We start from the raw sequence: 12,056 nt of genomic DNA on the forward strand, positions 1-12,056 counted from the left end.
TTTACGAGCCTGCTTTTACGCAGTGCGTCTATGGACAAGATTGAGCTTAAACAGCGCACGAAAAACTACGCTTTGAGGGTTATCAAAGCGGTAGAAGCTCTTCCTCATGAAAGAGTTGCCAATGTGCTGGGGAAGCAACTGTTGCGGTCAGGCACTTCAGTGGGTGCCAATTATCGCGCAGCTTGCCGGGCAAAGTCTTCTGCGGATTTCGTCAACAAGTTGAAGATCGTCGAAGAAGAGTGTGATGAATCGCTTTATTGGATGGAGTTGATGGTGGAAGCGGGTGTGATGCCCGAAAATAAACTTGGACAGTTGATGATAGAAGGGGACGAGTTGCTGGCTATCACGGTTGCCTCAATCAAGAGGAGCCGAAGTGCTGGTGGCTCGTAAATCGTAAATCCCAAATCGTAAATTCCATGAAAGTTACATTGAAAGTTTGGCGTCAGAAGAACGCGAGCACGCCCGGTGAGTTCAAGACTTACCAGACGCCGGTGCTGAACGCGAATATGTCGTTCCTCGAGATGCTCGACGTGGTGAACGAAGAGCTGGCGAACAAGGGCGAGGAGCCGATCGCGTTCGATCACGACTGCCGTGAGGGTATCTGCGGCACGTGCTCACTGGTGATCGATGGCAAGCCGCACGGCCCGCATCAGGGCATCGCGACGTGCCAGACATACATGCGCAGCTTCCAGGACGGCGACGAAATCTACGTGGAGCCGTTCCGCGCGAAGCCGTTTGAGATCATCAAAGATTTGGTTTGCGACCGTAAGCCGTTTGATCGCATCCAGCAGGCCGGTGGCTTCATCACGGTGCGCACGGGTGCGGCGCCGGATGCGAACTCCATTCCGGTGCCGAAAGATGATTCCGATATGGCGATGGATGCGGCGCAATGCATCGGTTGCGGTGCGTGCGTGGCCGCGTGCAAGAACGCGAGCGCGATGCTGTTCGTGGCGGCCAAGGTGTCGCATCTCGGTCTGCTGCCGCAAGGCCAGCCGGAACGTTTCAAGCGCGTGAAGGCGATGGTGGATCAGATGGACAAGGAAGGCTTCGGCAGTTGCTCGGTGACGGGTTCCTGCGAGGCCGTTTGCCCGAAGAGCATCACCTTGGATTTCATCGCGATGATGAATCGCGATTACGCGGTCGCTTTGTTGAAGGGTGATCCGAAACCGATCGCGGGCGGCGGAGCTTAAGCAGTTTTATCCTCAAGCGAGATACGGAAAGCGCCAGCATGCACGCTGGCGCTTTTTTGCTGTCGCAAAATGACGAATGACCAAATCTCAATGACGAAGGAATGAGGAAATGACGAATGAGAGTGGGCGCCGTTGTGAGATAAGGACCGGCTGAGTTGCGAATGTTGAAGCGGCTTGAAAGCCGCGCTCCTCTGGTTAGGCCATTCGGCGGTAGCTTAGGCCCAGGGTGATGAGCTTTTGGAGGACTTCTTCGTAGTGGATGCCGCAGTGCTCGGCGGCTTCGGTGAAGTCTTCGCCGAAGGAGATGTTCGGATTTGGATTGGCTTCCAGCAGATAGAATTCGCCTTCCGGAGTCATGCGAAAGTCGAGGCGGGCGCAGCCGCTGAGATAGAGCAGGCGGTAGATACGTTTGGAGAGGTGCTCCACTTTCTTGCGCAACTCAGGTGTGAGTTCAGCGGCGGCAGTCTTCACGCCGACTTTTTCCTGATAGCGATAATCCCACTTGAGCTTGCTGGTGGCGATGACGGGCGCGCCTTCCGGCAATCGCTCGATGAGCAGTTCCCAAGGGGTGAATGATTGCAGGCGTTCGTTGCCCATCATGGCGATGTAGAGTTCACGACCTTCGATGAATTCTTCCACGATCGCGGGGTTCTTCGTCTTCTCATGGATGAAGGTGACGCGTTCGGCGAGCTTGGCGTCGTCATGCACGATGGAGGCTTGGGAGATGCCGACGGAGCCTTCATCCACCAGCGACTTCACGAAGAGGGGGAACTTAAGTCGCTTGGGGCGATGTGGCTTGCGGTTCACGGGCACCACGATGAATTGCGGCACCGGGATGCGGTGATAGGCGAGAATCTTTTTCGAGAGCGCCTTATCATGAGCGAGCGTGAGGCCGCGCGGATTGCAGCCGGTGTAGGGGAGCTGGCGCAGTTCGAGATAGCTGACGACATGCTGATCGAAGAGGGCATCGCCGTGAAATTCTTCGAGCAGGTTGAAAGCGATGTGCGGTTGATGTGCTTCGATGGCCTGGCGGATGACGTTCAGATCGCTGTAGAGGCCGATGGGGAAAACTTCATGGCCCATGGTGCGCAACGCGTGGATCACATCATACTCCGTTTTCCACGGCTGGATTTCCTTATCACTCAGGCCCTCGATGGAATCAGGCGGCACCAGGTCCTCGTGGCAGAGGACCAGCACGCGTAACGGTTTTTTGACCGTGAAACTCATACGGCAAAACGATAGTGACCTGTGTGCAAAGCGTTCATGGACTGCGTGGTGAGCATGACGAGGGAGTTCATCCACGCACGGCGATGCGAGCCTGCTACACGCAGTTTTAACTCCTGACAGCGACGAATCAACTGCAAGACGACATGGCGGATGGTGTAGGCATGAACGCCTGTACCGTGTGAGACTAAGGGCACGAGTTCCTTCTGAATGCGGCGTAAGTAAGCGGAGGCGGCTTCATTGCCGTGATAGCGTTCGTGATTGGAGAAGACACGCAGCAGAATGCGATCGTAGCGAGAGCTGCCTTCCGTCTGATAATACTCGGTCTTATGGCGGTAATGTTCGCGCAAGGTGGTCTTGCATTCCTTGAGCGGTTCGACGGGCTTGCGTTTGCGATTTGCAGGCGCAGCTCCGGAGATGTCTTCCATCAGTTCATCCACGAACTCGAGTTTCTCCAGGGCGTCCCAACCGGCGTAACGCGTACGCCAGCGGGAATTGGGTGTGAGCCAGACGGCGAAGGTCTCGGCGAAATCTTCGGCGGGATGCGCCTGGGCATACCAGGCATCCAAGTGCAGCACGTAGCGGCGGCTATTGGGGCGTGGTTGGTAGCTGTTCGGATACGGTGTGGCGAAGGAGCCGAACATCTCCCGCCATTCTTTGCGGCGGTGCAGGCGATAGGCGGTGTCGAGCGCATGCCCGGCTTCATGGCGCAGGATGCGCATGCATTGGTGATCAGTGCCGCCTTCTACCTCGAGCATGAATTTCTTTTCCAGCGCAGCGAGGCGCGGATGGGCGAGGAAGAAGGGGATGGCGATGCCGGGAACGGCATCGGGCGAGAACCATTCTTCCGCAAGCCAGCAGGGCGGTTGGAAATCGATGCCGCGTTCAGCGAGCTCGGCGTAGAGGCGATCAATCAGGACCGCGAGGGGTGAGCCGGTGATGCGCAGGGGCAGATCACAGAGGCGCAGGTCGAGGAGTTGTTCCTCGTTCAGGCGGTTGAGATTGATGACGGGTTTCAATCGAAGGGTTTTGTGATTCGTCGTGCGCGCTTGTCCTGCCGGCAAGATGCCGGCAGCACGGGCATCGTGTTTCGTCGGGTTATTTGGTGTTCACGAGGGGTTGGGTCCAGGCTTGTTCGAATTCTCCGGCGCGATAGGGGTTGGCTTTTACTTTTGTGGAGGTGATGCGGGCGCGGACGTAGATCTCATCACCTTTCAGTTTGTAGGTGGCTTTGGTGCCTTTGACGGTGGAGAGGACCTGGCCGATGTCATCGCTGTAACGGCGGGTTACGCGGATGGCTTCGCCATTTGGTGCCAGAACGGGTTCGCTCTTGGCATTGAAGCCGCGTTTGGTGCCGATGAATTCGATGGTGTATTCGATGCCGGACTGCGGGGCAATCTCGAGGCTGAGTTCATCGCCTTTGCGTTGAACGTCTTTCAAGGTGACGCCGCTGGAGGCGTAGAAATCACCGGCTTCAAGAGCGGCGATGAGGGAGTTGATGCTGAGATCCTTGGAGCGGACCATGACCCAACCGCGACCGCTGTTGCTCTTGCCTACGGCCATGTCTTGATAATTGTGCGAGTCATCGGTACCGAGACCGTAGAGGACGCCGAGATTCAAGGAGGTGAGGCGATGGGCGAGGCAGATGTCCCAGACCTTTTCTACACCAGCATGGATGCTATCACCTTCATTGTAAACTGAGGGATGGCCGTTATAGACCTCGAAGAATTTCATGCCACGCACGGGCATCATCTCCTCGGCGGTCACGCCCCAGCGGAAGTTCGGATGATTAAGATGCGTGTACATCGGCTGGCCGGTCTCAGCGCGCTGGGCGGCGGCGGCATCGAAGTTGCGCTGGATGACTTCCAACACGCTATCACCGCCTTGAGGCTGGATGACTTTACGAGGGTTGGTGAAGTTGATGTGGATGGGGGCGGTCTTGTATTTATCGCTGATCTCCTCGCCAGGGATCATGATGAATTTGCCGGATTCATTGAGCTTCTTGCTGAATTCTTCGAATGTTTTGAGGCGGACTTCGGGCTGGTTTTTGTCATTGGTGCGCTGGTTCACCCAATCTTTGCCGTAAGCAGCGATGTATTTATCCAGCACCTTGCCGCCACCGCGATTGGTGGCCACGAGCCAGCGTTCGCCTTGGGCGAGGACGTTATGGTCCGTGAGCATGAGGAAGTTCCAGCCATTGGTCTTGTACCAGGAGCCGACCATCTCGGGATAGTCATCGCCATCACTCCAGAGGGTGTGGGTGTGGAGGTTGCCTTTCCACCAGCGGGCTTCCTGGGCGGAGGCAACGGATGTGCTCAACAGAGACGTGAGCGCAAAAGCGAGGGAGAGAATATGGCTCGATTTCATGGGCTGGAGGATTGATAGCAGGGGAATGACGAATGACCAAGCCTGAATGACGAAGGAATGAGCAATGACTAATGTCCAAGAGGGAAACATCGAACTCTGAACATCCAAATGGGAAAACGAATCAACCGAATGGGGTCAAACGAATGGCCGGTTGCAACGGCGGGCCATTGATGGTGGGACATCGGGCATGGAAGGTTGGCGGCGGAGGTGTCCGCCGGGGAAGGGACTGCCGGCTGGAATCCGGCAGCACATTATTGGAGGGCTTGACTTATTACTACCTTGGTAGTATTACTGTGGTCGTTAACCCGAGATTTTTACCATGAAGACGGCCAAGGTGCATCGGTTAGGGGAGCTTCAACTGCGGATCCTGAAAGTGCTTTGGGGGAAGCGCGAAGGGACGGTTGGAGAGGTTCACGAGGCGTTGAGTGCGGAGGATGATTTTGCCTATACGACCATCGCCACCATGTTGAGAAAGATGGAGGCGCGGGGGTTGGTGAAACATCGGACGGAGGGGAGGACGTTCATTTACGCGGCGATGGTCGCGGAGCATGAAGTTACGAAAGGCGCGCTCAATGACCTCGTGGACCGTTTTTTTGAAGGGAGCCTGGCGGAGGCGATGAACCATCTGCTGACCTCCCGTGAGGTGAGCAAGGAGGAACTGGCGCGGATGCAAAAGCTCATCGAGGAAAGGAAGAAGAAACTATGAGCGCGCCGTGGCATATGGTGGGGTGGCTGGCGGTGGAGGTGGCGCTGGTGGTTGTGCTCTCACTGCTGGTGACGTGGCGGATGCGGTCGGTCATCTGGCAGCGGACGTTGTGGCAGGCGGGGTTGATCGCGCTGACGGGGGTGTTGGTGGTGGAGTTCGCGGCGTTGACGCCGGTGTTCGCTCGTAAAGAAGTTCGAGTGGATGCGCCTGTAGTGGAGGTGAAACCGGAAGTGGTGGAGTCCGGAACGCCTTTTCATGCGCCCATAGAAATCACTGCGACGGAGTTGAGTGTTCCTGTGCCGACAGAGCCTTTGCCTGCGGTGAACTTGGTGGAGCCGGTGGCGACTGCTCCAAGGGTTGAAGATTTGGCGGTGAAGGTGGATACGATCGCGGAGGTTTCGGCGGCCAAGGTGGAGGAGCAGGTTGATTCGGCAAGGAAGTTTCCTTTGGTGCTGGCGTTGGTGCTTTTGGTTTGGGTGGTGGGGACGTTGGTGCTGGGGGCGCGTTTGTTAGTGGGGAGGTTTTTGTTGCTGCGGTTTTGTGCGCGGAGCCGGGTGGTGGCGGGTGAAGGGGATGGAGATTGGGGGCGGGAAAGCAAAACTGGCAGGCGGGCACCCCTCACCCCGTCCCTCTCCCCTCCGAGGGGCGAGGGAGATGAAGCGTTGCGGTGCTCTCCTCAGCTCCTGGCGATCGGGGGCAGCGCCCGCATGCGCCCGTCAATATTCGACAGGCAGTTGTTTGAGCGCGTGCAGGGGATCGCGCGGAAGCTGGGTTTGAAGCAGTCAGTGCAGGTGTTGGAGACGGGGCGCATCCAGACGCCGGTGGTGTTCGGCTTGGTCCGGTTGACGATCGCGTTGCCGTCGGGATTTGCGGAGAAGTTTGGGCGGAAGCAGCAGGAGGCGATCTTGGCGCATGAACTAGCGCATCTGGCGGCGCGTGATCCATTGTGGTATCTGCTGGCGGATGCGCTGGTATCAGTGCTGTGGTGGCATCCGCTGGTGTGGGTGGCACGGGCGCGCTTGCAGGTGGCGAGCGAGATGGCGGCGGATGAGGCGTGTGTACTGGCGAAGCACGGACCGGAGACGCTGGCGGAGTGCCTGGTGACGATCGCGCAGGAGATGACAGGGAAGGGATCGCTGGAGTCCATCGGCATTGAGGGGAGCGGTTTTCGTTCGCGGTTGGGACAACGAGTGGAGCGGTTGTTGGAGCTTTCTGCGGAGATGGTGTCACGTCCAGCGGCTTGGCGGACGCGGATGGTGAAGGTGGGGATGCCTGTTTTGTTGGTGGGGGTGTTGCTCGTTGGGTCGGGGTGGGTGAGGCGGGATCAGAGTGCGCCGTGGTCGGGGTTGATTAGTGGGGCGTGGAACATGATGTCGGGGATTCTGAAGACTGAGGAGGCGGATATCAGGCGGGAACCGAGACCAGTGTTAGTGGTTGCTCAGGCAGAGAAATCGACGGTTGAGAGCGATGGACGCGCGGAGAAGGCTTTGGAGCCGCTGGTCACCAAGGTGTTCAATCTGAAAATTGCATTGCCGACGGAAATCGTTACTGCGGTGGGGACTGCCATAACGGATTCGCGGGGGAAAATAGTGGCGGATGACCGGGCGAAGAAGTTGCTGGTCTCTGTGGTGAAGGGTGACATGGGAAATGTGGAGGATGTGATCGCCAAGTTGGATGTGAGCGGAGGAAAAATTGAAGGGGCAGTGCAAGCAACGAACACTGCCTTCAGCTATGATAAAGATGGAAAACTATCGAGGCATGAGGGAGATATTAAAAGATTGGATCGAATGCGTGAGGTGGAGCGTGAAAGATTGGATCGAATGGTTGAAGCCGAAGAAAGAGAGTCTCGTTTGGATGGCATCAGGTTTTCCAAGGTGTCGCTCAAAAATGTGACGCTGGAGGAGGCGGTAAAACGGTTGATCAGCAGTACTCCATTCAAGGGTTTAAAGGTGGAGATGGAGGGCAAGATGGCGACGACGATGGGGAATATTGAGCTTGGGTTAGTTATGTGCAGTGCTGAAATTGAGCATGGGGATTCTTTGCGGCAGGCGTTGGATGCGGTGTGCAAAGGGGCGGTGTATCCGTTGCAGTACCAGTATCAATCGCAGGGAAACAAGGTGGTATTTCAGGCCAAGACAGTGGCGAAGCCAGTTGAGGCGGAGGTGGCGGCATTGATCCAGAGCGGGAGAGTATGGTACGAGCAGCAACGGCTGGCAGAAGCGGAGATAAAGTTCAAGGAAGCTATCAAATTCGATCCCGCCAACACGGTCGCGTTTTATTACCTGAATCTGATACAAGAGGCGCGATATGGGGATCTGGCGAAGAAGCGGGATGAGGAGCAACGGGCACGCATTGTTCAGGTAGAAAAGAGTTGGGATATACCGGCCGGGACGAATCGATTGCCGATGCCGAATCCGTATGTGCGGACGAATGGATCACAAACGATGACAAAAGCGCGGCAACGTAAGCTGGCTCTGCTGGATCAGATGGTGATGAAGGAGGTTTTCTTTGACGGATGGCCTTTGGTGGAGGTGGTGAGGATTTTACAGGAGGAATCGGTGAAGCTGGATCCGGAGAAGATGGGTGTCAATTTTATCATCAATTCGAATCTGGATGACCAGCCAGCAAATCGAGGGCTGAATACGGAGGGCAAGTCTGAACTGAAGGCGCAGGCATCACCCAAGGCGGTGGATTTGGAGAAGATGATTATCAGGATCAATCCGGCGTTGAAGAATCTGCGGATGATCGATGCTTTGGATGCGATCACGAAGGTGGCGACGCCGATCGATGGGGTTGGTTTGACCTTCATGGTGGAGGATTATGCGGTGGTGTTCCGGCAGCGGGTGAATGAGCCGAAGCAGTTGTTCACGCGGATTTTCAAGGTGGACAAAGAAAAATTGATTAAAGGTTTAGAAGCGCAAACGGGGCAGAAACTTGTGCCGCTGACGACGAATCTGACGGTTGCGAGTCCGACCAATCTGCTTCAAAGCCCGACGGCTTCAAGTGGGATGGTGGTGACGACAAATAATTCGGTGGCTCGTACGCAACAGCTTCAAACCATGGCCCGCCAGTTCTTCGCGAAATGTGGTGTGAACGTGAGCTCTAATGAGTCGCCCGAAACACAGATTTTCTTCAATGATCGGACTGGTGCGCTAATGGTGCGGGCTTCTTTGCTGGATTTGGAGATCATCGCCAGCGCATTGGAGGTGCTGGCGGCTTTTCCTGATACGGTAGCTTCTGCGGCGGTATCAGCGACATCGTCAACGTCAGCTGTTTGGAGCTATAAATTTGATGGGGCGGATTATGTGATGGGAGTGGAAAAGTTGACCGGGAAAAAAGTGGAGGAGATGTCGGCGGTGGATTTGGCTGCGCAGGTGAATGGCGGGAGAGGCATGACGAACAAGCATCAGGTGCAATGGCATCAGATAGAGCTGCTCACGCGGGAGTTCTTGAAGTCTCAAGGGGCTGATTTATCGGCAGGTAATTTCGGGTTGATCGCACCCCAGAAGCCGGGGGATGAGGCGAAATGGGCGGTCGCTTGGGCAACGGCGGCGGAGTTGGACGTTTTTCGCAAGAGCAGCCAGAAGATCGTGGAAGCTGGAAAACTTGCCGAAATGGTCTTGCTTTTGGGCCGGGCGACTAACCAAGTGACGGCCAAGACTGTGCCACCCCAAACAGCGGCAGTAACGGAAACGATTGCGGTAAAGGAGGAGATATCCATTCTCGTGCAGGATGCGAAGCTGCTTTATGAACTGCGGCGGCTGGATGAGGCGGAGAAGAAGTTGCAGGAAGCCATCAAGCGTGATCCGAAGAATCCTGCTGCATATTACTATATGAACTTGGTGCAGGAGGCGCGGAATGGGGAATTGGCACGCAAGCGGGATATTGCGCAACGTTCTGACGTTGTGTTTCCAGGTGGGGTGCCGAAGGCTAGAGATGGATTGCCTACGCCGAATCCTTATGTGCGGACGAATTCTTCCCTAACCATTACAAAAGCCAGACAGCGGATCGAGGAGAAGCTGGATAAGATGGTGGTGAAGGAGGTGTTCTTTGACGGGTTGCCGCTTTCTGAGGTTGTAAGGTATCTACGCAATGAGTCGGTCAAATTGGATGCGGAGCAGTTGGGTATCAACTTCATGATGAACTCCCGTCTGGATGAGCAGTCGGGTTTACAAGGGAATGTGGGCAAGAATTTGACTGACCCGTTGGGTGCTCCTTTGGCACCAGCACCAGCTGCGTTGGACCTGAGCGTGGTGTTGGTGAAGATCAATCCACCACTGAAGAATCTGACGATGCGGGAGATGTTGAACGCGATCACGAATGTGACGGCGCACGTGGGCAAGCATGGGCTGGACTACAAGGTGGAGGATTATGCGGTGGTGTTCCGGGAACGGGTGATCGAGCCGCCGCAGTTGTTCACGCGGATTTTCAAGGTGGAGCCGAATACTTTTAATCATGGGTTGCAGCAGGTGTGGGCGAGCAGTGGGATGCCGGCGAATTCATCCACGAATCTACAGGATCTGTGGCGGGAGTTCATCCGGCACGCAGGGGTGAAGACGGATACAAATAGCACTCCGGCCAGTCAGGTTTTTTATAATGAAAAAACAGGAGTGTTGATGGTGCGAGCATCGTTGAGAGATCTGGAGGTGATCCAGTCTGCCATTGAAGTGCTGAATATGATCCCACCACAGGTGCAGATCGAGGTGCGCTATATCGAGGTGTCGGATGAGGTGGCAAAGAAGATGGGGTTGAACTGGTTCACGAGCGGGGCCTTGAGCAGTACCAATTCGTTGAAGGTCGCAAAGTTGTTGAATCCCACAATTCCGACCGGCCCTAATGTGAGATTAGAGGCTCCCGTGCTCCCTAACTTCGTTAGTGTGCTATCTCCCAAACAGACAAAAGATTTGATCCAAAAATTATTGTCGGGCGAAGGGGTCGATATCCTGACGGGACCCAAGGTGACGACGGTCAGCGGGAGGCAGGCGCAGATCTCCGTGCTGGATCAAATGAAGATAGAGGTCGGGGTGAAGGAAGAGCATAAAGTCGCGACGGGGCCAACGCTGGATATCGTTCCAAAGGTGATGCCGGATGGAAAGGCTCTGCAAATGACATGGGGGGTGAATCTGACGCAATTCGTAGGCTACGACAAACCCGCCAAAGGAGCGGACAAGGAGGTGCCGCTGCCGCGTTTCCGGGTGCGGCAGGTGACTAACACGAGCGTGCTCATGGACGGACAAACATTGCTGATTGGCTGTGGTACATCGGAAATGAAGAAGGGGCAGCAAAAGGGTTTGTTCCGTAGCGGACCTAAAACGGAGATCAAGCATGTGGTGGTGATGTTGACGCCGCGCATCATTGATCCAGCGGGGAATTTTGTGAACTCGGACAAAGAGTTGGGATATTAGGCCGGTTGCACGAGAGGCCGATGTTCGCCACAGAGGGAGAAGACACAAATTTCACTGATTGGCACGAATTGGGGGAAGGGAAATTTAGACAGGATGGACAGGATGGACGGGATGGACGGGATGGACGGGATGGACGGGATGGAAATGTGCGTTTCTTTTACCCAGTTAAAAATTGGGAGGATGGCGGCCCTCTAAAAACGCGAAAAAGGGAGAAAAGTTGGGGTGGAATTTGTTCTGTGGGAATGGGTTGGGAGAAATGTCGCTGTGGGATAATAGATTTCGGTGGTTTGAGTGGTTGTAAAGGTGGATAGTGGGATTGCTGACAACTCGTTGTTGGTAAAGGAAGGGCTGCAAGCCGGTTACGTGTTTCTAGTTTGAAGTTTCGAGTTGGGAACACGCGAAAGGCTGAAATCCCCGCTGAGTGATTCGATGGAATCGTTTTGGCAATCCTTATGGAGCCATCATCAGATGATGGAGTGGGAAAGTTTTCAGTGTTCAGTTTTCAGCCGGTTGCACTGGTGGCAAAACGAGAACACGAAGCAACCCAACATCATCTAGGATCTGTGGGTGTATCGGGCGTGTGGATTGGGGCTCGTAAGCTGGAGGGGGAAAGGGACGTCGGTGAAGAATAAAACCGGGGAATCCTGAGTAGCCACTGCGGAACCAGCCGGGTCATCAGACATACGCTGAATCTGAAGTTCCAATCGTAGGGACGGAGGAAACGATAGCTCGCAGGGGTCGGGTGGTTTCATTGCTCTTTGACATAGTTTCCTTTTAAGGAAATGCAGAGGCCGGTCGAAGTTCGACTTCCGGGTGGGAGGCGGGCGCTGGGTGATTTTTATATCGGTTGGCTCGCTCACTCCTCACCCCGGCCCTCTCCTCGTTGAGAGAGGAGAGGGAGAAGAGGGTTACGGGCTTCGGCGGTGGTGGGTGGTGTTTTCGTGAGTGCCCTGACGGAAAAGGTTAGGGCGGCGGAGCACCACCGCCCTACCGGGATTTGGGTTTTGCATTTCTTTGTGGGGTGGCTGGCGAGGGTTGGGTTTGGGAGGTTGAGGCCGGAGGCTAGAGTGCCGTAGCACAGGATGCCTTGAACGGGTTGCCGGGCTGAACAAACTGAGCAGTAGGTCATTTCGAGGAAATGTAGAATTAAGAGTTCAGAATGTA

At 55.5% G+C, this 12,056-nt stretch carries 7 protein-coding genes; 4 read left to right on the forward strand and 3 right to left on the reverse strand.

What is annotated here, in order from left to right:
• Positions 1–30 precede the first annotated feature (30 nt).
• Both VGH19_17105 and VGH19_17110 read left to right on the forward strand, forming a co-directional pair.
• Positions 31–390 (forward strand): four helix bundle protein, encoded by a 360-nt coding sequence (locus VGH19_17105; protein HEY1173090.1) that lies wholly within the window; start codon positions 31–33, stop codon positions 388–390.
• Between the two features lie 26 nt (positions 391–416).
• Complete coding sequence (locus tag VGH19_17110; protein ID HEY1173091.1) at positions 417–1,190, forward strand: succinate dehydrogenase/fumarate reductase iron-sulfur subunit; 774 nt, start codon at positions 417–419, stop codon at positions 1,188–1,190.
• Positions 1,191–1,385: 195 nt separating this feature from the next.
• On the opposite strand, the gene VGH19_17115 is transcribed toward VGH19_17110, so the two are convergent.
• The 3 genes from VGH19_17115 to VGH19_17125 are packed head-to-tail and all read right to left on the reverse strand — an operon-like array spanning position 1,386 to position 4,781.
• Positions 1,386–2,417: a D-alanine--D-alanine ligase gene (locus VGH19_17115; protein HEY1173092.1), complete on the reverse strand. Its 1,032-nt coding sequence runs from the start codon at positions 2,415–2,417 to the stop codon at positions 1,386–1,388.
• Positions 2,414–3,478, reverse strand: coding sequence for a putative zinc-binding metallopeptidase (locus VGH19_17120; protein ID HEY1173093.1), 1,065 nt, complete (start codon positions 3,476–3,478; stop codon positions 2,414–2,416). Before VGH19_17120 ends, VGH19_17115 begins: the two co-directional genes overlap by 4 nt.
• Positions 3,479–3,512: 34 nt before the next feature.
• On the reverse strand, positions 3,513–4,781 hold the full coding sequence (locus VGH19_17125; GenBank protein HEY1173094.1) for a hypothetical protein: 1,269 nt from the start codon (positions 4,779–4,781) through the stop codon (positions 3,513–3,515).
• Positions 4,782–5,100: 319 nt separating this feature from the next.
• On the opposite strand from VGH19_17125, the gene VGH19_17130 reads away from it, so the two are divergent.
• Positions 5,101–5,487 carry a BlaI/MecI/CopY family transcriptional regulator gene (locus VGH19_17130; GenBank protein ID HEY1173095.1) on the forward strand — a complete coding sequence of 129 codons (387 nt, stop codon included), beginning with the start codon at positions 5,101–5,103 and terminating at the stop codon, positions 5,485–5,487.
• Positions 5,484–10,892, forward strand: coding sequence for a M56 family metallopeptidase (locus VGH19_17135; GenBank protein ID HEY1173096.1), 5,409 nt, complete (start codon positions 5,484–5,486; stop codon positions 10,890–10,892). Before VGH19_17130 ends, VGH19_17135 begins: the two co-directional genes overlap by 4 nt.
• Positions 10,893–12,056: the final 1,164 nt, after the last annotated feature.

The organism is Verrucomicrobiia bacterium, assembly GCA_036405135.1.
Taxonomy (GTDB): Bacteria; Verrucomicrobiota; Verrucomicrobiia; order Limisphaerales; family JAEYXS01; genus JAEYXS01.